Source organism: Micromonospora sp. RP3T (assembly GCF_003027925.1).
Lineage (GTDB): Bacteria > Actinomycetota > Actinomycetes > Mycobacteriales > Micromonosporaceae > Micromonospora.
Genome location: NZ_PYPS01000029.1, coordinates 1 through 24,270 on the forward strand (window position 1 = coordinate 1; position 24,270 = coordinate 24,270).

24 protein-coding genes are annotated in these 24,270 nt (G+C 72.6%); 12 read left to right on the forward strand and 12 right to left on the reverse strand.

The window, feature by feature from the left end; translation table 11 throughout:
* Positions 1-198: 198 nt before the first annotated feature.
* Positions 199-1,623, reverse strand: coding sequence for a vanadium-dependent haloperoxidase (locus C8054_RS22040; RefSeq protein ID WP_107159670.1), 1,425 nt, complete (start codon positions 1,621-1,623; stop codon positions 199-201).
* A 393-nt stretch (positions 1,624-2,016) separates the two neighbouring features.
* On the reverse strand, positions 2,017-3,651 hold the full coding sequence (gene pgi / locus C8054_RS22045) for a glucose-6-phosphate isomerase (protein ID WP_107159834.1): 1,635 nt from the start codon (positions 3,649-3,651) through the stop codon (positions 2,017-2,019).
* Positions 3,652-3,894: 243 nt separating this feature from the next.
* Here pgi and C8054_RS22050 point away from each other — a divergent pair, with 243 nt between their 5' ends.
* The 7 genes from C8054_RS22050 to C8054_RS22080 all read left to right on the forward strand — a co-directional run bounded on the left by C8054_RS22050 (position 3,895) and on the right by C8054_RS22080 (position 10,474).
* On the forward strand, positions 3,895-5,835 hold the full coding sequence (locus C8054_RS22050) for an ABC transporter ATP-binding protein (RefSeq protein ID WP_107159672.1): 1,941 nt from the start codon (positions 3,895-3,897) through the stop codon (positions 5,833-5,835).
* 341 nt (positions 5,836-6,176) lie between these two features.
* Positions 6,177-6,563 (forward strand): hypothetical protein, encoded by a 387-nt coding sequence (locus C8054_RS22055; protein ID WP_107159674.1) that lies wholly within the window; start codon positions 6,177-6,179, stop codon positions 6,561-6,563.
* Positions 6,564-6,628: 65 nt separating this feature from the next.
* A complete protein-coding gene (locus tag C8054_RS22060) occupies positions 6,629-7,012 on the forward strand; it encodes a hypothetical protein (protein ID WP_107159677.1) in 384 nt (127 codons plus the stop codon).
* A 144-nt stretch (positions 7,013-7,156) separates the two neighbouring features.
* Complete coding sequence (locus C8054_RS22065; RefSeq protein WP_107159836.1) at positions 7,157-7,915, forward strand: ABC transporter ATP-binding protein; 759 nt, start codon at positions 7,157-7,159, stop codon at positions 7,913-7,915.
* A complete protein-coding gene (locus tag C8054_RS22070) occupies positions 7,912-9,195 on the forward strand; it encodes a hypothetical protein (RefSeq protein WP_107159679.1) in 1,284 nt (427 codons plus the stop codon). The genes C8054_RS22065 and C8054_RS22070 overlap by 4 nt, the downstream gene beginning before the upstream one ends.
* A gap of 32 nt (positions 9,196-9,227) precedes the next feature.
* The gene (locus C8054_RS22075) at positions 9,228-9,791 is read left to right on the forward strand and encodes a hypothetical protein (protein WP_107159681.1); all 564 of its coding nucleotides are present in this window, start codon (positions 9,228-9,230) and stop codon (positions 9,789-9,791) included.
* Positions 9,792-9,925: 134 nt separating this feature from the next.
* The gene (locus tag C8054_RS22080; protein ID WP_107159683.1) at positions 9,926-10,474 is read left to right on the forward strand and encodes an RNA 2'-phosphotransferase; all 549 of its coding nucleotides are present in this window, start codon (positions 9,926-9,928) and stop codon (positions 10,472-10,474) included.
* Here C8054_RS22080 and C8054_RS22085 read toward each other — a convergent pair.
* A complete protein-coding gene (locus tag C8054_RS22085) occupies positions 10,461-11,732 on the reverse strand; it encodes a sulfite oxidase (protein WP_233219920.1) in 1,272 nt (423 codons plus the stop codon). The two genes, C8054_RS22080 and C8054_RS22085, sit on opposite strands and share 14 nt — an antisense overlap.
* Before the next feature lie 143 nt (positions 11,733-11,875).
* Between C8054_RS22085 and C8054_RS22090 the strand changes: the two genes are divergently transcribed.
* Together C8054_RS22090 and C8054_RS22095 are read left to right on the forward strand one after the other, a co-directional pair.
* Complete coding sequence (locus C8054_RS22090) at positions 11,876-12,763, forward strand: helix-turn-helix transcriptional regulator (protein ID WP_107159687.1); 888 nt, start codon at positions 11,876-11,878, stop codon at positions 12,761-12,763.
* Between the two features lie 97 nt (positions 12,764-12,860).
* A complete protein-coding gene (locus tag C8054_RS22095; protein WP_107159689.1) occupies positions 12,861-13,868 on the forward strand; it encodes a hypothetical protein in 1,008 nt (335 codons plus the stop codon).
* A 73-nt stretch (positions 13,869-13,941) separates the two neighbouring features.
* On the opposite strand, the gene C8054_RS22100 is transcribed toward C8054_RS22095, so the two are convergent.
* From C8054_RS22100 to C8054_RS22120, 5 genes are read right to left on the reverse strand one after another with little or no spacing between them, the layout of a single operon-like run.
* Entirely contained in the window at positions 13,942-14,580 is a 639-nt protein-coding gene (locus C8054_RS22100) for a hypothetical protein (RefSeq protein ID WP_107159691.1), read from the reverse strand.
* Positions 14,577-15,983 (reverse strand): selenium-binding protein SBP56-related protein, encoded by a 1,407-nt coding sequence (locus C8054_RS22105; RefSeq protein WP_107159693.1) that lies wholly within the window; start codon positions 15,981-15,983, stop codon positions 14,577-14,579. Before C8054_RS22105 ends, C8054_RS22100 begins: the two co-directional genes overlap by 4 nt.
* A gap of 16 nt (positions 15,984-15,999) precedes the next feature.
* A complete protein-coding gene (locus tag C8054_RS22110; RefSeq protein ID WP_107159695.1) occupies positions 16,000-16,725 on the reverse strand; it encodes an ABC transporter ATP-binding protein in 726 nt (241 codons plus the stop codon).
* A complete protein-coding gene (locus tag C8054_RS22115; protein WP_107159697.1) occupies positions 16,698-17,531 on the reverse strand; it encodes an ABC transporter permease in 834 nt (277 codons plus the stop codon). Before C8054_RS22115 ends, C8054_RS22110 begins: the two co-directional genes overlap by 28 nt.
* Positions 17,528-18,493: an aliphatic sulfonate ABC transporter substrate-binding protein gene (locus tag C8054_RS22120; protein WP_107159699.1), complete on the reverse strand. Its 966-nt coding sequence runs from the start codon at positions 18,491-18,493 to the stop codon at positions 17,528-17,530. Before C8054_RS22120 ends, C8054_RS22115 begins: the two co-directional genes overlap by 4 nt.
* Positions 18,494-18,635: 142 nt before the next feature.
* Between C8054_RS22120 and C8054_RS22125 the strand changes: the two genes are divergently transcribed.
* Entirely contained in the window at positions 18,636-19,802 is a 1,167-nt protein-coding gene (locus tag C8054_RS22125; RefSeq protein ID WP_107159701.1) for an LLM class flavin-dependent oxidoreductase, read from the forward strand.
* Between the two features lie 13 nt (positions 19,803-19,815).
* Here the strand turns inward: C8054_RS22125 and C8054_RS22130 are convergent, their stop codons facing one another.
* The 4 genes from C8054_RS22130 to C8054_RS22145 all read right to left on the reverse strand — a co-directional run bounded on the left by C8054_RS22130 (position 19,816) and on the right by C8054_RS22145 (position 22,104).
* Positions 19,816-20,325, reverse strand: a complete 510-nt coding sequence (locus C8054_RS22130) for an NUDIX domain-containing protein (RefSeq protein WP_107159703.1) — start codon at positions 20,323-20,325, stop codon at positions 19,816-19,818.
* Positions 20,326-20,419: 94 nt separating this feature from the next.
* Positions 20,420-20,977: an NADAR family protein gene (locus C8054_RS22135; RefSeq protein WP_233219922.1), complete on the reverse strand. Its 558-nt coding sequence runs from the start codon at positions 20,975-20,977 to the stop codon at positions 20,420-20,422.
* 120 nt (positions 20,978-21,097) lie between these two features.
* On the reverse strand, positions 21,098-21,742 hold the full coding sequence (locus C8054_RS22140; RefSeq protein WP_107159707.1) for an SRPBCC family protein: 645 nt from the start codon (positions 21,740-21,742) through the stop codon (positions 21,098-21,100).
* On the reverse strand, positions 21,739-22,104 hold the full coding sequence (locus C8054_RS22145; RefSeq protein WP_107159709.1) for a helix-turn-helix transcriptional regulator: 366 nt from the start codon (positions 22,102-22,104) through the stop codon (positions 21,739-21,741). Before C8054_RS22145 ends, C8054_RS22140 begins: the two co-directional genes overlap by 4 nt.
* Before the next feature lie 84 nt (positions 22,105-22,188).
* Here C8054_RS22145 and C8054_RS22150 point away from each other — a divergent pair, with 84 nt between their 5' ends.
* Together C8054_RS22150 and C8054_RS22155 are read left to right on the forward strand one after the other, a co-directional pair.
* Positions 22,189-22,875, forward strand: coding sequence for a response regulator transcription factor (locus tag C8054_RS22150; RefSeq protein WP_107159711.1), 687 nt, complete (start codon positions 22,189-22,191; stop codon positions 22,873-22,875).
* Positions 22,872-24,230, forward strand: a complete 1,359-nt coding sequence (locus C8054_RS22155; protein WP_199199878.1) for a cell wall metabolism sensor histidine kinase WalK — start codon at positions 22,872-22,874, stop codon at positions 24,228-24,230. Before C8054_RS22150 ends, C8054_RS22155 begins: the two co-directional genes overlap by 4 nt.
* The last annotated feature ends 40 nt before the right edge of the window (positions 24,231-24,270 follow it).

A 24,270-nucleotide genomic window follows, 5' to 3' on the forward strand; every position in this document is an offset into this window, starting at 1 on the left:
CGGCCCGAGCCCGCCGGCGCCGTCGTGCCGCGCGCACCCCCGTGGCGCGCGGCACGACGGCCGTCCGAGCGGCGGCCCGAGTGACCGCCGCCGCTTCCGGGCGCTTCCCGGCAGCCGCTCACGGCTCGACCGGGCCGCTGCCGTGTCACGGCTCGACCGGGCCGCCTCCGTTTCGCGGCGTCACCGGGCCGCTGCCGTTCAGGGCTCGACCGGGCCGGCGGCGGCGTCGGCGCGCAACCCGTGCGCGGCCAGGTCGTCGGCCACCTCCAGGCCGAGGCGCACCCCGCCGATGTTCTGCCCGAGGTCGACCCGGCCGTCGTCGTCGAGCGCGAACGCGTCGAACGACCAGTGCACGCCCAGATAGACGCGGCTCAGGCCGTTCTCCTCGATCATCTGCCACAACCCGTCCGGGAAGCGGCGGGCCCAGCGCGGCCGGACCGTGCCGGTGTTGTCCACGCTGACGCCGTTCAGCTCGTCGGAGACGAACTCCAGCCCGTCGGCGAGGTCGTCCGGGCCGCGCCCGCCGCGCCCGTGGAACTGGCGCACCGTCTGCAACGCCGCCGCGCCGAACGTGGCGTGGCCGGAGGGGTACGCCGGGAAGTTCGGCGTCCGGTTCTTCTGCCCGACGCTGTTGGTGTTCGGCGCGCCCAACGGCAGCCAGCCGATGTCGCCGGCCGGGTCGAGCGCGGCGTCACCGGTGCCGGTCGGCCCCAGCGAGCTGTCGTGCTCCCGGATGCCGAGCACCGGTCGCCACAGGTCGTGGCGGTACTTCTCCGCCCAGCAGAGGATGCCGGCGTCGGCCATCGCGGCGTTGACGAGCGCGAAGAGTCGCGCGTTGCGGGCCGTGTCGTGGCCCTGAGCCCGGGCCACGGCCCGGACGATCTGGTTGTAGAACCGGGGCGGGGTGCCGACGCCACGCGCGCCGTCGTAGGCCCAGAACAGCCCGACGGCGGTCTCGGCGGCGGTCCGGCGCGGCAGCCGGTCCGGCAGCGTGCCGGCCAGGTGCGGCGCGACGCCCTTGCCCCGCACCTGGCGCAGCGCCCGCTCGTACGCCCGGTCGCCCGGGCGCGGCGGTGCGTCGAGCTGGTGCCGGGTGGTCACCGCGAAGCAGCGTGACCGCGCGCCGTAGAACGGCGCGTGGTAGCCCTGCCCCGGGTTGTCCGGGTCGACGCGGTGGTGCGGGCGCGCCAGGGACGGCACGTAGCCGTCGTCACCGAGACCGGGGTCGCCGGCCCGCAGCCGCAGCACCTCCTCGGCGACCCGCCGGCCGTAGGCGTGCCCGGCCGCGTCGTGCTTGCCGGCGACCAGGCCCGCGGCGAGGTGTCGGGCCTCGAAGAACGCCCGCTGTGCCGGGTGCAGGACGGCCAGCGTGGTCCGGGCCGCGGCCGCCACGGCGCTGTCCGGGTCCGCGTCGGCGGGTGGCTCCGGCAGCCGGTCGCCCAACCACGGCTCGTACGCCCCGGTGAGACCGACGTACGCGTCGTGCATGGCCAGGTGGACGACGGCCAGCGCGCGGGCGCTGCCCACCGGCCCCTGCGACTGCGCCTCGGTGACGTCGCCGGTGGTGTGGGTGACCCGGTTCGCCTCCAGGGCCACCTCGTTCCAGTACAGGATCTGATCCACGATTTCCCCCGTCGTGATCCGCTGTCGAATGGCGGCGGCAATGCCGTTTCCGCAACGGATCACGGGTGCGGGAAAATGGGCGCGCGCCAGCACGTCCGGAATGCCGTCCGGATCGGTGAGGTGCGGAAAGCCGTTTCCCCGTCGAGCCCCCGTTGCGAACCGGCGCCCCACTGCTCAGGTGGTCCGCCGCGCCGTCGTCGAAATGCGAATCGACGTCGGCTCATCCATGGTTGCGGCGGCCGAGGCGAGGGGTCAAGGTGAGGCGCGGGTAAATGTGGCGACTGTCGGGGAGTAAGCAGTCGAGCGATTCGTGCAACCGAATGGCGGGTTCACGTCGTCGCAGGTCACGACGACGCCCGGGCGGTCGGGCCACCCGGGCGTCGTCGGCGGAGGTCAGCTCCGGCCGCGCTCGGCGCGGTAACGGCGGATCAGCTCCGCGGTCGAGGTGTCCACCTCGGCCAGATCCGGCGCCGATCCGGTGAGCTTCGGGGCGAGCTGGTTGGCCATCACCTTGCCCAGCTCCACGCCCCACTGGTCGAAGGCGTTGATGTCCCAGACCGCGGCCTCGGTGAAGACGATGTGCTCGTAGAGCGCGATGAGCTGGCCCAGGGTCGCCGGGGTGAGCTTCGGGGCCAGGATCGAGGTGGTCGGGTGGTTGCCCGCCATCACCCGGTGCGGCACCACGTCGGCCGCGGTGCCCTCGGCCTCCACCTGCTCCCGGGTGCGCCCGAACGCCAGCGCGGCGGTCTGCGCGAAGAAGTTCGACATGAACAGGTCGTGCATGTCGCCCAGGTCGTGGTTGGGCCGGCTGAACGCGATGAAGTCCGCCGGGATCAGCCGGGTGCCCTGGTGGATGAGCTGGTAGAAGGCGTGCTGACCGTTGGTGCCGGGCTCGCCCCAGAAGATCTCCCCGGTCGGGTACGTCACCGGGGAGCCGTCGACGCGTACCGACTTGCCGTTGCTCTCCATGGTGAGCTGCTGGAGGTAGGCCGGGAACCGGTGCAGGTACTGCGCGTAGGGGAGCACGGCGTGGGTCTCCGCGCCGAGGAAGTCCGAGTACCACACGTTGAGCAGCCCGAGCAGCGCCGGAACGTTGCGCTCCACCGGAGTCGAGCGGAAGTGCTCGTCGACGGCGTGGTAGCCGGCCAGCATCTCGCGGAACCGGTCCGGGCCGATCGCCAGCATCACCGACAGCCCGACCGCCGAGGGCAGCGAGTACCGTCCGCCCACCCAGTCCCAGAAGCCGAACATGTTCTCCGGATCGATGCCGAAGTCGCGCACCCGCTGCTCGTTGGTGCTGACCGCGACGAAGTGCCGGGCGACCGCGTCGTCGTCCGCGTCCAGCCCGGCGAGCAGCCAGCGCCGTGCCTGGTCGGCGTTGGCCAGCGTCTCCTGGGTGGAGAACGTCTTCGAGACCACCACGAACAGCGTGCGCGCCGGATCCAGGTCGGCGGTCTTGTCGTGGATGTCGGTCGGGTCGATGTTGGACACGAACCGGCAGGAGATCCCCGCGTCCCGGTACGCCTTCAACGCCTCGTACGCCATCACCGGACCCAGGTCGGAGCCGCCGATGCCGATGTTGACCACGGTGGTGATCCGCTCACCGGTGTGGCCGCGCCACCCGCCGGAGCGCACCCGGTCGGCGAACGCCGACATCCGGTCCAGGACGGCGTGCACGTCGGCGACGACGTCCTGGCCGTCCACGTGCAGCGTGGCGTCGGAGGGCAGGCGCAGCGCGGTGTGCAGCACGGCGCGGTCCTCGGTGACGTTGATGTGCCGGCCGGCGAACATGGCCGCGATCTTCTCGGCGAGGCCGACCCGCTCGGCGAGCGCGGTGAGCAGCGCGACCGTCTCGTCGGTGACCAGGTTCTTGCTGTAGTCCACGTGCAGGTCGGCGACCTCGCCGGTGAGCCGCTCGCCCCGCTGCCCGTCGGCGGCGAAGAGGTCGCGCAGGTGGGTGGCGCGCATCGCCTCGGCGTGCTTGCGCAGCGCCTGCCATTCGTCGGTGGTGGTGACGTCCACAGCCATCGGGTCGATCTTCTCCTTCACGACGGGGCGGTCGGCGGGCCTTCGCCGGCGACCCCACCAGCCTGCCATCCGGGGCCGGTCACCGCGACGCGACCCGGTATCGCCCCACCTGGTGGGCGCGTCCCACCCGGCGTCGAGCCCGACACGAGCCTGGCGCGTTCGTTCGACACGCCGGTCACCGGCTGACACCTGTCGATTGCCGAACGTAATATCCTGCTGCCCGGTCCCCGTGTGGGAGGTGCCATGCCCGGAGTGGTCCACCCTCGTCCCCCGTCCGACCCGGACGAGCCGGCCGACGAGTCGGCGCTGCCGGAGCTGGTCGATCCGCACTGGATGCACCGGGCCACCGAACTGGCCCACACCGGCTTCTGGTCGGTGGCCCGCCGGCTGCCCGCGCTGGTCCGCGAGGCGGTCGGTCTGGCGTGGGCGACCAGCCGCCGGGACACCGCGGCCTCGCTCGGCCTCAACGTGGCCGCCGGGGTGCTCACCACGCTCGGCCTGCTCGCCACCACCGGTGTGCTCCAGCAGCTCTTCGCGGCCGGTCCGACGCCGGCGCGGATCCGGGCTGCGCTGCCCGCCCTGGTGCTGGCCGCGGCGGCCGTCACCGCGCGCGGCGCGCTGACCGTCGCGGCCGGATGGGCGCAGGCCCGACTCATCCCGCAGATCAACTACGCGGTGGAGCGCCGGCTGTTCGAGACCACCTCGGCGGTCGAGCTGGCCGCCTTCGACGACCCGGGATTCGCCGAGGAGATGGACCGGGCCCGCGACCGAGGGCTGGCCGAGGCCGGGTCCCTGGTCGACGACACGGTCAACCTGGTCACCGGCGTGGTGGGGGTGGTGGCCACCGCCGTCGCGGTGGCCGTCATCCACCCGCTGCTGCTGCCCTGTCTGCTCGTCGCCGCCGTGCCGGAGGCGGTGACGGCGGTGCGGATGGCCCGCCGGCAGCACGTCGACTGGCTCGCCCGGATCACCCGGCGCCGCCGCAAGTGGATGCTGGGCGACCTGATGGCCAACCGGCACACGGCGGCCGAGATCCGCGCCTACCAGATGCGCGCCTTCCTGCTCTCGGAGTACCGCCTGATGACACGTCTGGAGACCCGGGCCGAGCTGCGCCTGGCCCGGGCCCAGACGATCACCCGGGGGCTCGGTCTGTCGGTGACCGGGATCGCCACGTTCGGGCTCTACCTGGTGCTGGGAGGCCTGCTCATGGAGGGCGTGGTCGCGCTCGCGGCGGCGGCCACCGCGCTGCTCGCCCTCCAGTCCGCGCGCGGCAGCCTGCACACCGCGATCTTCGCCACCAACTCGCTCTACGAGGACGCCCTCTACTACCAGGACTACCGAAACTTCCTCGACCGCGCCGACCGGCGGATCCCGGCCGGTGGCGACCGGCCGGTCGACGGGTTCGACCGGCTGGAGCTGGACCGGGTCAGCCTGCGGTACCCGGACACCGAGGCCGCCGCCGTCGACGAGGTGAGTCTCTCGTTCCGGCGCGGCGAGGTGGTCGCGCTGGTGGGGGAGAACGGCTCCGGCAAGACCACGCTGGCCAAGCTGATCGCCGGCCTCTACCGGCCCACCGACGGCACGATCCGCTGGGACGGCGTGGACGTCGCCGAACTGGACCCGCGTCAGGTCGCCGCCCAGGTCGCGGTGATGAGCCAGGACTGGTGGAAGTTCCCGTTCACCGCCCGGCAGAACATCCGGGTCGGCCGTCACGACCGGGCCGGCCGGCCCGGTCCCACCGTGGAGGCCGCCGCCCGGGCCGCCGCCGCGCACGACATGCTCAGCGAGTTGCCGTTCGGGTACGACACGCTGCTGGACCGGCAGTTCAAGGACGGTCAGGACCTGTCGGGCGGGCAGTGGCAGCGGCTGGTGGCCGCCCGCAGCCTCTACCGCGACGCCCGGCTGCTCATCTGCGACGAGCCCTCCGCCGCGCTGGACGCGCGCGCCGAGCATGCCCTCTTCGCGCACCTGCGGCGGCACCCCGACCGGGCCGTCGTGCTGATCACCCACCGGCTGGCCAACGTGCGGCACGCCGACCGGATCTTCGTGCTGGACCACGGTCGCCTCGTCCAGCAGGGCGACCACGGCACGCTGATGGCCGCCGACGGCCCCTACCGGCAGCTGTTCGAACTACAGGCGGCCGGTTACCTGGCCGGCACCGGCGAGCCGGCTCGCGACCGTTGACATCCAGCGCACTCGAACTCCGGCCGGCCCTGGCGATTGACGGCCCCGTCCGCGAGCCATCCTTAACCGAGTGCGGGTGCCAGAGCAGTGATGCTGCCTGCATGAATGGACTGCTGGTGGAGGCATCTTCCGGCGCACGGTTCACGCGAAGCGTCCAGCCAGGACACCCGCACGATTACGAACTTCGATGTTGACAGGCATCGGCGGAACTGACTACTTTGAGTACGTCCGAGGTTACAGCTCGGCACGGGGGAAAGTCGGCACCAATCTCACGCATGGCTTGGCGTGTGCGTCGTGGCCTGCCTATTCCTTCGTGTCGACCTAATTAGTTAGGTGCGGATATGAAGTTGAAGCTGGTCCTGGTGAGCGCCTTGCTCGCGATTCCTGGGGCGGCCCTCACGGGCATGGCCGCCTACGCGGACCCATCCGGCTGCTCGGCGAGCACCACCGATTTCGGGCTCGATTCCGGCAAGAAGCTGCAGGCGACGGGTGAGGGGCTCTGCAGCACGAGCGCGAGCCGAAACCTGCAGGTGGAGATCAAGCAGGACCTGAGCCTGCAGCCCGATCCGGTGGTGGCGCACGGCAACGATTCCCGAACCGCCAAGTCCTACGCCTCGACGGTCGTGAGCTGTGACAACGGCAACACTGCCACGTACTACGGTCGCACTTTCTTCACCACCAACACCACCTACCACGACTCGACTCACCGTCGGTACACGGTCTGCTGATCGAAGAACAAGCCTGCCGAGATCGTGCGCAACGCGGTCGTGTAGCCAGACGATTGGAGAAAGATTTGCGAATCAAGATTGTTCTTGCCGGAGCCCTGCTAGCTCTTCCGACGGCGGCCATCGCCGGCTCGGCCGCATTCGCGGACCCTGCCGGTTGCTCGGCTGCGACCACCTCCTTCGGCTTGAGCAGTGGCGAACTCAGAGCACTCGGCGAAGGGCGCTGCAGCACCAGTGCCAACCGGAACCTGCAGGTGGAGGTCAAGCAAGATCTCAGTCTGCAGCCTGATCCGGTCGTGACCCACACCAATGACAACGGATCGAAGACGTACTACAGCGGAGTCGCCCAGAGTTGCGACAGCGGCAACACGTCGACCTACTACGGCCGAACCTTCTTCACGACGAACACCACCTACCACGACAGCTCGCACAAGAAGTTGACGGTGTGCTGACAGGGTAGTGCTTGACGCGGGATGACGTGCGAGAATCGTCTCCTGTGTACGCCGGCAGCCCCCCACCTCGCGGGCCAAGCCCTCGCGTGCGAGGTAGGGGGCTTGCCGGTGGCCTTGCGCATCGGCTAGGAGTAGGGAAGAGTGTTGAGCGTCATAGTCGAAGGTGAGCGGCTTGGGCAGCGGTACGGAAAGAGCTGGGTAATTAGAGAACTGAATTTCTCCGTGCCGAGTGGTGTCTCCGTTCTGCTGGGACCGAACGGTGCGGGCAAGACGACGCTTCTTGAGATGATTGCTACGATCAGGAAGCCGGCGGCTGGATCGTTGTCGGTTGTGGGGGTGCCGGCCACGCGTGCCGCAGAAATTCGTGATATTCGGCGCCGGACTGGATACCTGCCGCAGTTCTTCGGTTTCTTCCCTGGATTTACCGCACAGGAGTTCGTCGAGTACTGCGCCTGGTTGAAAGCCGTTCCCAACAAGAACATCGCGAAGCTCTCCCGTGAGGCGCTCAGTCGAGTAGGTATGGAGGATCGTGCCTCGCAGACCATGCGGACCCTGTCCGGCGGAATGCTCCGGCGCGTCGGTATCGCCCAGGCGGTGGTCCACTCGCCCGAACTGGTCATCCTCGACGAACCAACCGTTGGTCTCGACCCTCAGCAACGCATCGAGTTCAGGTCGCTCATCCGCATGCTGAGCGATCAGACGAGCTTCCTGGTCAGTACGCATCTGGTGGACGAGGTCCAGCACGTTGCCGACCGGGTGCTGGTACTCAGTGACGGGCGGATCTCCTTCGACGGCTCCGCCGATGAATTGAGCGCCAGGTCGCACGACGACGCGATCGGCGACACCGTCCTGGAACGCGGCTACAGCGCGGTGCTGAGCGCGGGCGGGCGGTCGATGCCATGACCGCCTTCCGTCATGAGCTACGGCACAGCGTCGCCCTGCTGGCGTTCCCCTTTATTCTTTTCGCCCACTGCGCGCTTGCCGTTCAATGGCTGTGGCCGTCAACCGACATATGGCTGAACATGACCTCGGCGGTGGTCGGGGCATCGATGCTGTCCGGTCCCCTGATCGCCGGGCTGGCAGCCTGGATTGCGACTCGCGAGCACCGCAGGCGTGCGGCGTACCTGCGCATGGGCGCGGCCCGGGGCGTGCTGGCTGCGCCGGCACTGGAATGGGTAACCGTCGTACTCGTCGTCACCGTCTCCTACCTCACGGTAGCGGTGGTTCTCGGCGTGAAGACCGCCTTGGGCGCGACTGCGGGCGCGCCGGACCTTGTCTGGCTTTCGGTCGGGCTGATCGCGCTCGTTCTCATCGCGACGGTCGGTTACCTGTGTGGTCGGCTGCTCCCCAGAGTGTGGACGCCGCCGACGGTCGCCCTGATCTCCTATCTGTACTTCGCCTGGAATCTTCGGCACGGTGGAACATCCTGGTCGTACCTGTCGCCGGTCACCATGCAGCAGGTCAGCATCTTTCGTCCGATGAACGACCTGCTCATCGCCGGACAGGGGCTCTGGTATATCGCGCTCATCGCGCTCGCTGCGGGAACACTGGCCATCGTGCTCAAGGGGAGACTGGAAGCGGCGCCCCTGCTGACGGTCGTTGCGGCTGTGATTGTCGCCTCGGTATCCGTCGGTGTGGTGCTGAGTCAGCGTGGGCGCATTCTGGGTGAGCCTGAAAATGTTGCCTACCGCTGTTCCCGAGGCGCACCCCAGGTTTGCGTTCACCCGGCTTTCGCCAAGGGGCTTCCGCGGCTGACGACGATATTCGTCGAGCTGCACGAAAAGGTTCAGGGAACCCCAGCCGACTTCGTTCGGATTGAGCAACTTCCGCGAGACATGGCGATGCAGCCTCGGCCGGACGCGAATCGCTTCGCCCTCGACAGCCTCTCCGAGGCGGACATGCGCGGCGCGGTTTCCGAATATCTCGACGGTGTCGGAATTGGGGGCTTCGCGTGCGCGGACCAGCGGGCCGCCGGTGGCAGCTCTGCCAACATCGGAATCGTTCGCGCATGGCTGAGCAACGATATGAGGCAGTTCTTTGGTGATGACGCCGCAGCTGCCCGCCTCACCTGGTTCACCAAGATCGGTGAGCCCGGTCGGCGGAGTTGGTTTGCCAAGAACTACGCTTCGATCCATGCTTGCCGGCTGAGCGACGACGTTTTTACCGGTGAGGGTTTCCAGTGATCGGAATACGGCTTTTTCTTCGCAGCCGGCGAGTGCTGGCCGCCGCAGCGGTGGTGGTGATGGCCCAAGCCGCCGGCCTCGTCGTCGGCGCATCGGAATTCCGGACGAGCTCCTACACCGAGCTTGCGGTGCCCTGGGTCGTCTTTCTGCCGCTCATCTCCTCGGTGGCTGTGGGCGTGTCGTTGCGCACGCCTTCCCCTGAGGTCGACGGGTCCGCCGTTCGCGCACTGGCCTGGTACAGGACAGCACAAGCCGCTGCTCTCGGGTCAATCGCGCTACTCGGAACGATCGGCATGACCCAGCATCTGAACGGCCCGATCGGCATGACGGCAGCGGTCCGCAACCTCGCCGGGTTCACCGGGCTGGCCCTGGTCTCGGCAGCGCTCGTGGGGGCTCGCCTCTCCTGGCTGCTTCCCGTCGCGTCGGCGATGACGGCCATGACCATCGGCAGCCCCGTCAACACCGGTTTCGCATGGGACTGGCCGGTGCGGGTGGACCATGACTACTCAGCTTCCGTCACGGCACTTCTCCTGCTGGTGGTCGGCGCGATTGCCATTTTTCGAGGAGGACCGCGGGAGGTCAACCGGGACCGGTAGGCCGATCTCTCATTGATCGACCCACCTCAGGACACCGGCGGAACGGCTCCAGCGCTCGATCGACCTCTCCCGCTGTCCCGGCAGCCCCGCCGAATCCGGTCGACGCGGCGTGGCCGGGCGCCCACACTGTCCGGATGGAACACCGTGACCTGGTCCGGGTGAGCAGACGGATGTCGCTGGCGTTGCGGCACCGTCCCGACCGGTTCGGCCTGACGCTCGACCGGGCCGGCTGGGTGCCGGTCACCGACCTGCTCGCCGCGATGCGGATCAGCCGCGTCGAGCTGGACGCCGTGGTCGCCGGCAACGACAAGCAACGCTTCGCGGTGGAGCCCGGCCCGGACGGGGTCGACCGGATCCGCGCGAACCAGGGCCACTCGGTCCCGGTCGACCTCGGTCTGACGCCGGCGTCGCCGCCCGGCCGGCTCTACCACGGCACCGCCGACGAGGTGCTGGCGGCGATCCGGGCCGAGGGGCTGCGGCGGGGACGCCGACACCACGTACACCTCTCGCCGGACGTGGCGACGGCCCGGCGGGTCGGCGCGCGGCGCTCCGGCGCGGTGGTCGTGCTCGCGGTCGACGCCGCCGCCATGGCCGACCACGGCTACCTGTTCTACCGGTCGGCGAACGGGGTGTGGCTGACCGACACCGTCCCGCCGGGCTACCTGACCGTCAGCACGCCGTGACCGGGTGCGCCACCACGGCGTCGAATACGTAGGCCAGCGTGTTCGGCTCGGCCCGGTCGGGCTGGCCGGCGCCGGTGCGGTCGGTGGCGCGGGCGCGCAGCGTGTACCGGCCGGCGACCGGTGGGCGCCAGCGCGCCGTCCAGCGCTGCCAGGGACCGCCCCGGTCGGCGGCCACCAGGTCGGCCGCGCGCCACCCGTCGCCGGTGTCCACCTCGACCCGTTCGATCGGCCCGGTGCCGGACCAGGACCGGCCGCGCAGCAACAGCTCCTCGCCGGCCGGCACCCGGGCGTCCCAGGCCAGCTCGAACGCGCTCTTCACCGGCTGCGCGCCGAGCACCGTGCCGCCCTCCGGGTGACCGGGGCCGAACAGCCGGTAGAACCGGGTGTTCCAGGGTGAGAACAGCGGCGTGGTGGAGACCTCCACCGGACCCACCCACTTGATCGAGGAGATGCCGATCCAGCCGGGCACCACCACCCGCACCGGGAAGCCGTGGTCGGCCGGCAGCGGTGCGCCGTTCATCTCGTACGCCAGCAGCACGTCGTCGAGCGCCTTGGCGACCGGCAGCGGCCGGCGGACCCGGCCCAGGTCGATCCCGCCGGTGACGTAGTGCGGGTCCAGGCCCTCGGGCATCACGTCGACCGCGTCGTCGCGTAGGCCGGCCCGGCGCAGCACGGCGCCGAGCCGGACGCCGCGCCAGCGGGCCACGCCCACACCGCCCAGCCCCCAGGGCACACCCGGGGCCGACTCGCCCTGCTGGGAGGCGAAGAACCGCCGCCCGTTGCCGGCGCACTCGACCAGCGCGGTGCTCTCCTCGGCCGGCAGCCGGCGCAGCTCGTCGAGGCTGAACTCCACCGGCGCGGTCCGGGGCGGCGCGCCGTGCAGCCCGTCGCCGAACAACGACAGTCGCCAGGTGGCCGGGTCGAGTCGCGGGGTGACGGTGTGGTTGCGGACGAAGAACCGGTCGGTCGGGACCACGTATCCCTGACCGGCCATCGCCGACCAGTGCATCTCGGCGTTGGTGTCCAACCGCCGCAGCAGCTCCGGCGGCAGCGGCTTGGCGATCGGCGGGTCGACGCCGACCGGGACGGCGGTCACCGCGACCGGCTCGCGTTCCGCGGCGGCGGCGGCGACCGCGGCCATGGCGGTGCCCAGCTCCCGCAGCGCGTCACGGTCGACGCCGTCGCCGCGCGCCGCACCGGCGAGCCACTGCCGGCTCCGTTCGGCGTCGTGGGCGGCTTCGGTGGGGGACAGGCTCACGGGGACCTCCGGGCTCGGCGACACTGCCTTTCCTATTGAATCAGTAGGAGTTGACTGTCGTCGACGTGGGCCTGCCCCGCCCCGCGGTGCCTATCCCTGACAGGGAGTGGTTGGCGCAGGGCGGGCTGGCGATACTTCGAGTCATGAACGCGAGAGGACAGCTCGGCGACTTCCTCCGGGCCCGGCGCTCCCAGCTACGGCCGGAAGACACCGGCGTGGCGACGTACGGCGAGCGGCGCCGGGTCCGCGGCCTGCGCCGCGAGGAACTCGCCCTGCTGGCCGGGGTGAGCGTGTCGTACTACTCCCGGTTGGAGCAGGGGCAGGCCGGGAACGCCTCACCCGAGGTGCTCGACGCGCTCGCCCGGGCACTGCGGCTGGACGACGCGGAACGCCGCCACCTGACCGAGCTGGCGGCCGGGACCCGCCGGCGGCCCGCCGTGCGCCGCCCGGCCCCGGAGCGGGTGAGCCCGGCGGTCCGTCAGCTCGTCGCGGCGCTCGGCGACGTGCCGGTGGTGGTGCTCGGTCGTCGCGCCGACGTGCTGGCGTGGAACAGCGCGGGGCACGCGCTGTTCGCCGGTCACCTGACTCCGGAGATCCCGGAGCGGCCGGACCGGTCCCCGAACATGGCCCGGCTGGTGTTCCTGGACGCGCACACCCGCGACCTGTACACCGACTGGCCCACCAAGGCCCGCGCGGTGGTGGCGACGTTGCGGATGGCCTCCGGGCAGGATCCGGACGACCCGCTGATGGCCGCGCTGGTCGGCGAGTTGACCCTGCGGAGCCCGGAGTTCGCCGCCATGTGGGCCGACCACCGGGTGAAGGCCGGTGGCGGCACCGTCCACCGGATGTGTCACCCGCTGGTCGGTGCGATGGACGTGACGCAGCAGGCCCTGCGGACCGAGGACGGTCAGACCGTCGTCGTCGCCACCACCGAACCCGGCTCGGCATCGCACGCGGCGATGACGTTGCTCGTGCACAGCGTCGCCACCGCCCGTGCCGGCGCTGCGCGCCCGCCTGTTCGGCGCGAATAGCACCACTCCATCGTGCGACGCGAGGTGCTCCGCGAGGAGCGCCGGACCCGTCGCGCCCGTTCCCGCCCACCAATCAACCCGTCAGTAAGGAACAAGAATGCGCAAGAGAATGATGACTCTCGCCGTCGCGCTCGCCGCGGCGGGGATCGGCGTCGTGACCGCCGTGCCGCCGAACGCCGCACCGGCCGCCACCGTACGACCCCTGACCGTCGGGTCGGACCGACCGTCCGACTCGCCGGTGACCTCGCGGATCGCGGTCCACTTCGACCTGACGAAGGGGCAGCTGCCGGAGAACGTCGCGATGGGCCCGGACGGCACGGCCTACGTCACGTTCGCGGCCGCCCGGCAGGTCGCCGCAGTCACCCCCTCCGGTGGGACGCGGATCCTGGCGACCCTGCCGGCCCCCGCCGACGGGGGCGTCCACACGCCGGTGCTCTCGTTCGCGCTGACCACGGGCATCGTCCGAACGGCGGACGGCACGCTCTTCTTCCTGTACGCCAGCGGCGACGCCGCCTCGACCGGGCTGTACCGGCTACGCCCCGGCCAGGTCGTCCCGCGCCGCATCGCCGCCCTGCCGGCCGACGGGCTGCCCAACGGCCTGGCGTTCGACGCGACGGCGAAGCGGTTCTACCTCACCGACTCGGTGCGCGGCACGATCTCGACAGTCGCCCTGGACGGCGGCCCTGTCGAGGTCTGGTCCTCGGCGCCCGAACTCGCCGCGACCGGTTTCCTCGGCGCCAACGGCATCAAGGTGCGCGCCGGCGCGGTGTGGGCGACCAACCTCGACCAGGGCACGCTCCTGCGCATTCCGGTGCGGCACGGCCGGCCCGGCCCGGTCCGGGTGGCGGCCACCGGTCTGGTCGGCATCGACGACTTCGCCTTCGTCGGTGCCGGTGACCGGCAGGTCGTCGCCGCGTTGAACGGGCCGAACACGGTGGTGGGCATCGACGTGGCCGGCCGGTCACGCACGCTGCTGACCGCCGCCGACGGGCTGCAGAACCCGACCTCGGTGGCCGTGCGGGGTCGCACCGTCGCGGTGCTCAGCGCCGCGTACACCACCGGTGTCGACCCCAACCTGGTGCTGGCCACCCTGCCGGCCCGCTGACCCCTCCCGGGGCTGCAGACGCGGACCGCCCGCCGCCGTCGGATGACGGCGACGGGCGGTCCGCCCTCGGCGTTCAGGTGGCGCCGAGCAGGGTCACCACACCGGCGGCCACCAGCACGCCGGCCCACAGCCGGTCGACGTTGAACCAGGCCCGGCGCAGCACGCCGACGCCGAGTACCTCGTACACCAGCAGCGCGACCGCCAGCGCGACACCGAGCATGGCCCCGGTGTGCACGGCCGCCGCGGCGAGCCCGGTCAGCGCACCGGCCGGCGCGGCGGCCAGGTGCCCGGCATGCGGGCCGGCGCCCACCGCCGGCTCGGCGAGCAGCACCGGCAGCAGCATCAGCCCCGCGCCGTGCGCCGCCGACATCAGGAACGACCAGGCGGTGAGCTGGGCCGCCGACAGCCGCATCCCGGCCCAGCGGAAGTGCCGGTCGGACAGCAGCCGCCACAGCCCGAACCCGACCAGCAGCACCCCGCCGCCGACCGCGACCGCCGTGCCGGCCGTCACCGAGCGGGTGGCGCTGACCAGCGCGGCGACCACCGCCACCGACGCCAGGTGCCCGGCCGCGATCGGCGGCAGCGCGGCCAGCAGCGCGGCCCGACGGCGTTCCTGGAGACCCCGGGCCACCGCGAACAGCCAGCCCATCGCCGGGTTCAGGCCGTGGAACGCGCCGAGGCCGACAAGCGCCGCCCAGGTCGCGCCGGTCACGGGAAGCAGTACGAGTCGGACGAGGCGTCGCCGCCCTGCAACCGGGTCTGGTGCACCCGCCGGCCGCGGAACTCGTGCCCGCGCGGGAAGAAGCGCGGGTCCGGCACGAGGCCACCGTGCTCCTCGTCGACGTCCAGCTTCGCCACCCAGGCGCCCACACCGTCGGGATAGAACTGGTCGTCCCACGCGCCGTAGAGCGAGTTGCTGACGTAGACGCGGCGGCCGTCGCGGCTGATCTCCACCATCTGCGGGCCGCCGGCGAGGGGCTCGTCGGGGTACGCCGGGTGCGGGGTGCGGGCGACGATGCCGCCCAGGCGCACCGAGCCGACCCGCACCGGGTGGAACGGGTCGCTGACGTCGTAGCGGATCAGCTCGCCGGTGCCCCAGCAGGAGACGTGCAGGAACCTGTCGTCCACCGACAGGTCGATGTCGGTGACCAGCGGCGGCACCGCCCCGAACGGTGTGAGCAGCTCGGGCAGGTCCGCCGCGTCGGCCGGCTCGGCCGGGATGTCGATCACCTTGGTCACCGCCCAGGCGTCGCCGTCGCGGTGCCACAGCCAGACCGAGGCGGACAGGTCCTCGACGCTGATCACCACGCCGACGAAGCCGTACGACTTCGTCGGGTCGTGCGCGGGGCGCAGCTCCAGCGCCATCTGGTACGCGTCGCCGAGGTCGACGCGTTGCACGTGTCGACGCTTCGCCAGGTCCCAGAAGTGCAGCGCGTGCCCGTAGCGGCGACCCAGCAGCAGCTCGCCGACGATGCCGTCCTCGATCATCGACGGGGTGCCCCACTCGCTGGTGACCAGCACGTCCTGCGTGTAGTGCCACCAGAAGTCGTACGCCAGGAACTGCGGTCCCCGGTCGGCCTCCCACGCGCCGCGTACCTCGAACGTGGTGTGGTCGAGCACCGCGATGCCGCCCGGCCCCTCCTCGCCGTCGGCGCCGCCGAGCGCGGAGACATAGATGCCGTCCGGCCCGCAGTGCACGGTGTGCGGGCGGGAGTACCCGGCGCGCTCGCCCAGCTCCTTCGCCTCGATCACCTTCACCAGCTCGGGCCGGCGCGGGTCCGGTTTGGTGTCCAGCACGTGGATGCGGGACGAGCGCAGGCCGGGCACGATCAGGTAGCGGCGTTCCACGTGCGGGTGCGGCGCGGTCGGGCAGAGCGCGCTGCTGCACGCGTTCCAGCCGAAGTGGTGCAGCTCGTCGCCGGTGTGCGGCAGCTCGGTCCAGCCCACCACCCGGCCGTACGTGTCGGAGGCCGGGTCGGTGTCCAGCACCGCGATGGCGTCCGGTTGCCGCCCGGCGCGGTCGAACGCGGCCACGTACGCCAGCTTCTCGGCCGGCGCGGCGGCGGCCAGCGTGGGGGAGGGGTAGAACGTCGGGTCCGGGGTCCAACGGGTCATCGGTGCTCCATCATGGTCACGAGGTGGGTACGCCGAGGCGGTCGAGCAGCCGGCGGCGCAGCGCGCCGAGGGCCGGGTCGTCGGGGCTCGGGGCGGGGCCGAGGCCCACCGGGACCTCCTCGGCGATGACGCCCCCGTCGAGCAGCAGGACGCGGTCGGCGAGCAGCAGCGCCTCCTCCACGTCGTGGGTGACCAGCAGCGCGGCGAAGCCGTGCTGGGCGCGCAGCCGGCGCAGCAGTCCCTGCATGCGCAGCCGGGTCAGCGCGTCCAACGCGCCGAACGGCTCGTCGAGCAGCAGCAGGTCCGGCTCCCGGACCAGCGCCCGGGCCACCGCGACGCGCTGCGCCTGCCCGCCGGACAGCTCGGCCGGCCAGGCCCGGCCCCGGTCGGCGAGCCCGACCTCGGCCAGCGCGCGGTCGACCCGGTCGCCCACGCCCGGCCCGGTGAGGCCGAGCGCCACGTTGTCGGCCACCCGTTTCCAGGGCAGCAGCCGGTGCTCCTGGAACACCACCGCGGCGGCGCCGTGCACCCGGTGCGTGCCGCCGGCGTCGTCGTCCAGCCCGGCGAGCACCCGCAGCAGTGTGCTCTTGCCGGAGCCGCTGCCGCCGAGCAGCGCCACCGTCTCCCCGGCGGCGACGGTGAGGTCGACGCCGGCCAGCACCACGGCGGGGCCGAAGGACCGGGTCACCGCGCGGGCGGTGAGCACCGGCCCGGTCAGGTCGCCCGCAGCCCGCGTCGCCACGTCAGCGTCCTCCGTTCCGCGTACCGGATGAGCAGGTCCGAGGCCAGGCCCAGCAGCGCGTAGACGAGCAGGCCGAGCACCACCACGTCGGTCTGGCTGAACTCGCGGGCCTCCATCATCAGGAAACCGACGCCGGTCTGGGCGTTTACCTGTTCGCCGACGACCAGGCTCAGCCAGGCCGCGCCGATGGCCAGCCGTAGCCCGAGGAAGAGCGCGGGCAGCGCGCCGGGCAGCACCACGTGCCGCAGCCGGGCCGCCGCGCCGAGTCCGCAGGTGCGGGCCGCCTCAACGAGACGTTCGTCGATGTCCCGGATGCCGGCGTACAGGTTGAAGTAGATCGGGAAGAACGCGCCGAGCGCGACGAGCGTGACCTTCAGCGACTCGCCGATGCCGACCCAGATGATGAGCAGCGGGACCAGGCCCAGGTGCGGCAGCATCCGGGCCATCTGCACCGGTGGGTCGACCAGGTCGTCGCCGAGGCGCAGCAGCCCGGCCGCGGCGCCGAGCGCCAGCGCCAGGCCGCCGCCGATGAGCAGGCCGAGCGCGGCGCGGGTGAGCGAGTCGAGCAGGTGCGTGCCGAGCGTGCCGTCGGCGGCCAGCCGCGCGCCGGTGGCCAGCACCGTGCTCGGCGCCGGCAGTTTCTCCGCGGCGAGCAGGCCGGAGCGCGCGGCGGCCTCCCAGGCGACCACCAGCGCGACCGGGCTGGCCAGCCGCCACCACCGCCGGCCGGTGCGGGCCCGCGGTCGTCGCGGCGCCGGCGACGGTACGACCGGGGCGGGCGCCTCGGCCAGCGCCGGGCCGGTCACCGGAACGCCTCGGTGAACCGGTCGTCCACCCGGCCGGCGATGTCCACCGGTCCCGGCACCAGTTTCAGCGCCACGAAGCTGTCCGCGATGGCCTGCAACTCGCGGCCGATGTCCGGGGTGACCGGGGCGAGCGGCTTGGCGCTGCGGGCCAGTGCCCGGGTGGTCACGTCCAGCGGGATCTTCAGCTCCGGGGCGAGCACGGCGGCCCGCTCCGCCGGGTGGGCGATGCCCCAGTCGGTGGTCTCGCGGTAGGTGTCCAGGAAGGCCCGCACGTCGTCGGTGCGGTTCTTCACCGCGCCGGGCGCGGCCAGCACGTACTCCCGGTTGCCGGCCAGGCCGGCCGCGTCGGCGAGCACCCGCACGCCGGGCCGCTCGGCCAGCGCGAAGTAGGGGTCCCAGATGATCCACGCGTCGACCTGCCCGTTGTCGAACGCGGGTCGTCCCTCGGCCGGCTTGAGGTACTTCACGTTGAGGTCGGCGAGCGTCATCTTGTTCGCCTCCAGCAGCTTCACCAGCAGCCAGTGCACGTTGGAGCCCTTGTTCAGCGCGACCGTCCGCCCGCGCAGGTCGGCGAAGCTCCGGTACGGGCTGTCCGCCCTGACCAGCACCGCCTCGCCCTGCGGGATGGGCTCGGACGTGCCGATCACGGAGAACGGGATCTTCCCGGCGGCGGCGAAGACCGGTGGGGCCTCACCCACCTGCCCGATGTCGATGGAGCCGGCCTTGAGCGCCTCGGTGAGCGCCGGACCGCTCTCGAACAGCGACCAGGTGACGTTCTTCGCGGTGCCGCGCGCCTTGACCAGACTGAGCCCGCCGAAGCGTTGGTAGCCGATCCGCAGCGGTCCGCCGTCGCGGGCGTCGGTGGCCTCGCCGCCACAGCCGGTCAGCGTCGCGGCGGCGAGCAGCACGAGCGTGGTGAGCAGCGCGGTCACCCGGCGGCGGGGTCTCGACGGGGTACGCATGACGACTCCTCGGAAGGGGTGGGGCCCGGCAGCTCGGCGGGCGTCAGCAACCTACCAACCCGATAGGTTTTATGGGTAGTCTGTCGGCGCGGTCGTCCCACCCCTCAGGAGGCGGCCCGCCCGACCCGCGCCGGAGGCACCCATGTCGCTCACCTTCCACTGGTTCCTGCCGACGTACGGCGACAGTCGGGACATCGTGGGCGGCGGGCACGGTGTGCCGGTGGGCACCGCCGGGGGCGCCCGCCCGGCCGACGTGGCCTACCTCGGCCAGATCGCCCGCAGCGCCGAACAGCTCGGCTTCGTCGGCGCGCTGACCCCCACCGGCGCCTGGTGCGAGGACGCCTGGCTGACCACCGCCATGCTCACCCAGGTGACCGAGCGGCTGAAGTTCCTCGTGGCGTTCCGACCCGGCCTGCTCTCACCCACGCTCGCCGCGCAGATGGCCTCCACCTTCCAGCGGCTCTCCGGCAGCCGGCTGCTGCTCAACGTGGTCACCGGCGGCGAGTCCACCGAGCAGCGGGCGTACGGCGACTTCCTCGACAAGGACGCCCGGTACGCGCGTACCGACGAGTTCCTGCACGTGGTGCGTGCGTTGTGGCGCGGCGAGACGGTCGACCACGACGGCGCCCACCTCCGCGTCTCCGGCGCCCGGCTGGGCCGGCTGCCCGACCCGGTGCCGCCGGTCTACTTCGGCGGGTCGTCCGCTGCCGCCTTGCCGGTGGCGGCCCGGCACAGCGACGTCTACCTGACCTGGGGCGAGCCGCCCGCGCAGGTGGCCGACAAGCTGGACCGGATCCGTGGCCTGGCCACCGCCGCCGGCCGCGAGCTGCGCTACGGCATCCGGCTGCACGTGATCAGCCGGGACATCGCCGACGAGGCGTGGGCGCAGGCCCGCCGGCTGCTCGACGGCATCGCCGAGGACGACATCCGGGCCGTGCAGGAGGGGCTGCGGCGCAGCGAGTCCGAGGGTCAGCGGCGGATGCTGGACCTGCACGGCGGCTCCCGCGACCGGCTGGAGATCGCGCCCAACCTGTGGGCCGGGGTGGGGCTGGTCCGGGGCGGCGCGGGCACCGCACTGGTCGGCAGCCACACCGAGGTCGCCGACCGGATCGCTGACTACCACGCGCTCGGCATCGACGAGTTCATCCTCTCCGGCCACCCGCACCTGGAGGAGGCGTACTGGTTCGGCGAGGGCGTGCTGCCGATCCTGCGCCGACGTGGCCTGTGGCGGCACCCGGCCGGTGAGCCGGCCGTCGAGGCGTCGGTCGGCGTGCCGTTCGCACCCCGGCCGGTGCCGGCCCGGGGCTGAGACGCCCCCGCGGTCAGCGCTGGCGCCGGCCGGCCAGGAAGTCGGCGAGCACCCGGGTGTGCGTGGAGAACGCCAGCTCGACCGGCTCGGTGAGCACCAGCCACTCGGTGGCCTCCTCGGTCGGCGCGGACGGCGGCAGGTCGCCGACCGGCCGCTCGGGCAGCACGCCGAAGACCATCATGGTGCCACCGGCCGGCGTGCCGTGCACCGCGAACAGCCGCGCCTCGCCGGCCTCGGCGAGCAGCCCGGTCTCCTCGCGCAGCTCCCGCACCAGCGCCTCGTCCCACTCCTCGCCGAACTCGATGTAGCCGCCGGGCAGCGCGAGCTGGCCGCGGGCCGGCTCGATGTCCCGGCGGACGACCACCACGCCGAGCCCGTCGGGCGTGCGGACCGGCAGCACCGCCACCGCCACCGGCAGCGGGTTGCGCCACACCGTCTCGCCGCAGGCCGGGCAGACGCGGGGCCAGCCGGCGTCCGCCGGGTAGGCCGCGCCGCAGAAGGAGCAGTGCGAGTACGGGGTCACGTCGCGCACGTTACCCGGCCCACCGGCCGCCGGGTTGCCCCGTCGGATGGCGCACCCGGCGCGGATCCCGGTGCCGGAACCGGGCCGGCCGCCGTCACGCCCGGCCGGCCAACTGCTCGCGCGCCGCCATGAGCGCGAAACCGAGCAGGTTCTCGCCCCGCCACGTCGCCGGGTCGGCGGCGCGTGGATCGTCGGCGGTCAGGCCGATGCCCCAGACGCGATCCGTCGGGCTCGCCTCGACCAGCACCCGGTCACCGGTGCCGAGCAGGAACCGCCGCAACGGCTCGTGCTGGCCGAACTTGGCCACGTTGCCGGCCACGACGACCTCCCGGCGGCGGGCCACCCAGACGGCCTCGTCGAAGCCGCGCACCTGCCGGCCGAGCGCCTTGGCCCGGTGCGGGTGCGTGGCGGCGAGCACCCGCTCGGCGGTCGCGTGGTCGTCGAAGAGGGTGGCCTTGTGCCACATCATCCAGTGTTCGGCGGTGGCGAACTCCCGACCGTCCACGGTGAACGCCGCCGGCCACCACTGGCTCAGGCAGCCGGCGCCGACGCTGCCGTCCCGTTGCGGCCGGTGCCCCCAGAAGTGCAGATATCGCACCGACCGGCCGGCGTCGAGCGCGGCGGTCAGGTCGGCGACGGATCGGATCGGCATGCCCCGCATCCTGCCCGCCCCCACCGACGTTCCGCACGTCGCTTTCCGGGCCGGCGGCCCGTCGAGTCGAGCGGGGGCCCTTCCTCTACCGAATACGTCAAGAAGGGGCCCCGCCTTGCCTCAGGCGCCGGTGTAGAAGGCGGCGACCCGCTCACCGGCGGCGCGCGCCTGGTCGGCCGGGGTGCCGGCGTCCACACTGGCCGCCGTCCACCGGGCGCCGGACTCGGTGACGAACCGGCGGCCCTCGTCGGAGGCCATCCACCCGGCCGCCGCCGCCGGGTCGACGCCGGCGCCGGCCGGCACGTGCGCGGTGCCGAGGTGGGAGGCGAGGCCGACCAGCCCGAGGTCCCAGCCGATGCCGACCGCGCCCGGGCCGTACTCGGCCCACCGCTGGTCGTCGACGTGGGCGACGTGCTCCAGCTCGAACCGGGTCCGGCCGTCGCCGGCGTCGCGCAGGCGCACCTCGATCCAGCTGACCTCCCCGCCGAACTCCCAGGTCGCGGCGAAGCCGTGCGGCGGATCGCACCGCTGCACGGTGCCCTCGGCGTTGCCCTCCAGCCGGTAGCGGCCACCGACGCCCAGGTCGCCGGAGACCGGCAGGAACCAGCGCGGGATGCGTTCCGGGTTGGTGCAGGCGTCGAAGACGTCGGCCAGCGGAGCGTCGTACGTCTGGCTGATGGTGAGCACCCGCGCCTGCCCGGCGGGGAGCGTACGGTCGCCGATCCGGCGCTCGACGGCGCTGATCTGCCCGGTCACGTCGATCATGGAGTGGTCCTCTCGTCGTCGGGATCGTCCTCGCGCAGCCGCCGTTCGCGGCGGCCCCGGGCCAGCTCGGTGGCGAGCGCCGCCAGCGGCGGCGCCCAGAAGCGGCGGAATCCGGCCAGCCAGGCGTCGATCTCGCGCAGCGGGCCGGGGTCGACCGCGTAGAGCCGGCGGGCGCCCTCGGCGCGCACGGTGGTGAAGCCGTGTTCGCGGAGCACCTTGAGGTGCTGGGAGACCGCCGGCTGGCTGATGCCGAACTCGCGCCGCACCGTCTCGCCGAGCGTGCCGGCCGGCTGTTCGCCGTCGGCGAGCAGCTCCAGGATGCGGCGGCGCACCGGATCACCGAGGACGTCGAAAGCGTGCACGACCTCTTTATATCAGATCAGGCTTATATAAGCGGGGGCTGTATTCTCATCGAACTCTCATCGACCTGTGCTCTGCTGGTCCCGATGGGTACGACGGTCCTGGTGGTCGACGACGAGCCGAACATCGTCGACATGGTGGCGACGGTGCTGCGGTTCCACGGCTTCGAGGTGGTGACCGCCGGCACCGCGCGGGACGCCGAGCGGCTGTCCGGCGAACGGCCACCGCACCTGCTGGTACTGGACGTGCTGCTGCCCGACGGCGACGGGTTCGCGCTCTGCCGCCGCCTGCGCGCCGCCGGGCACCGCTTCGGCATCGTCTTCCTCACCGCCCGCGACGCGCCACGCGACAAGATCGCGGGCTTGACCTGGGGTGGCGACGACTACGTGACCAAGCCGTTCTCGGTCGACGAACTGGTCGCCCGGGTCCGGGCGGTGCTGCGCCGGATCGGTCCCGACGCCGACGCCGGCGCGGGCCTGCTCCGCTACGCCGACCTGGAGTTGGACGAGGAGACCTGCCAGGCACGTCGCGCCGGCCACCCGCTCGCGCTCTCGCCGACGGAGTTCAAACTGCTGCGCTACCTGATGCTCAACCCCGGGCGGGTCCTCAGCCGCACCCAGATCCTCGAGGCGGTGTGGAGCTACGACTTCGGCGGCGCGTCGAACGTGGTCGACACCTACATCGGTTACCTGCGCCGCAAGCTCGACCCGCTCGGGCCGCCGCTGATCGTCACCCAGCGCGGGTTCGGGTACGCGCTGCGGGCCGGCGGATGAGCCGCCTGCCACTGCGGCGCAGCCTGCTCACCGGCATGGTGACGCTCACCGCCCTGGCCCTGCTGGTGGCCGGCGTGGTCAGCGTCGCGGGGCTGCGGGCGTACCTGCTGGAACGGACCGACGACCAGCTCCGCGCCGGCGCGGCGCTGGCCACCCAGCGGGTCGGGGTGCTGCTGCGCGAGCCCGGCGGGGTGGCCCGCGCGGTCGTCGCGCCCTCCGACTACCTGGTGGAGATCCGGCACCCGGACGGCACGCTCACCCGGCTCGGCGGGTCGCCGCCGGCCGACCCGCTGCTGGCCCGGGCGCCCGCGCCGCCCGCCGACGGCGCTCCCGGCCCGGCCACCACGCTCGCCGACGGGGCCTGGCGGGCGGTCACCGTGCGGGCCGGCGAGGCGGTCGTGCTCATCGCGCTCCCGCTCGCCCCGGTACGCGAGACGGTGCGCCGCCTGGTCCTGGTCGAGGCGGCCGGTGGTCTGACCGTGCTGGTGCTGCTGGCCGGCTTCGCCCGGCTGCTGCTGGTACGCGGCCTGCGGCCACTGGACCGGATCACCGACACGGCGACCGCGATCGCCGGCGGCGACCTGGACCGCCGGGTGCCGGTCGAGGGCAGCGACCGGACCGAGGTGGGACGGTTGACCCGCGCGGTCGACGGGATGCTCACCCGGCTCCAGTCGGCGATCGCCGCCCGGTCCCGCTCCGAGGACCGGCTGCGCACGTTCGTGGCCGACGCCTCGCACGAGCTGCGGACGCCGCTGACGTCCATCCGCGGCTACCTGCACCTGTTGCGCCGGGACATGGTCGAGCCGGCGCGCCGCCCGGAGGTGCTGCGCCGGGGCGACGAGGAGGCGACCCGGATGAGCCGGATCCTCGACGATTTGCTCTACCTGGCCCGGCTCGACGCCGAACCCCGGCTCGACCGCGACCCCGTCGACCTGGCCGAGGTGGCCCGGGAGTCAGTCGCCGACGCGCTCGCGGTGCAGCCCGGCCGTCCGCTGCGGGTCGCCGCGCCGGACGCCGCCCCGGTACGCGGGGACGCCGACGCGCTGCGCCAGGTGCTGGCGAACCTGCTCGCCAACGTCCGCGCGCACACCCCGGCGGGCACGTCGGCGGTGGTCGAGGTGGAACGAAGCGACGGACGGGTCGAGGTACGCGTCCGCGACACCGGGCCGGGGATGACGCCCGAGCTGGCCGCCCGCGCGTTCGACAGGTTCAGCCACGGCGGCGCCGGTGGCAGTGGACTGGGCCTGGCCATCGTCGCCGAGATCGTCGCCGCGCACGACGGCGAGCTGGGACTGGACACCGCACCGGGCGCGGGTACCACGGTCTGGTTCCGGCTGCCTGGCGTCGACTCTTGACGTTCTCTCATCCGACTCCGGTCGGACGCCCAGCCGGGCC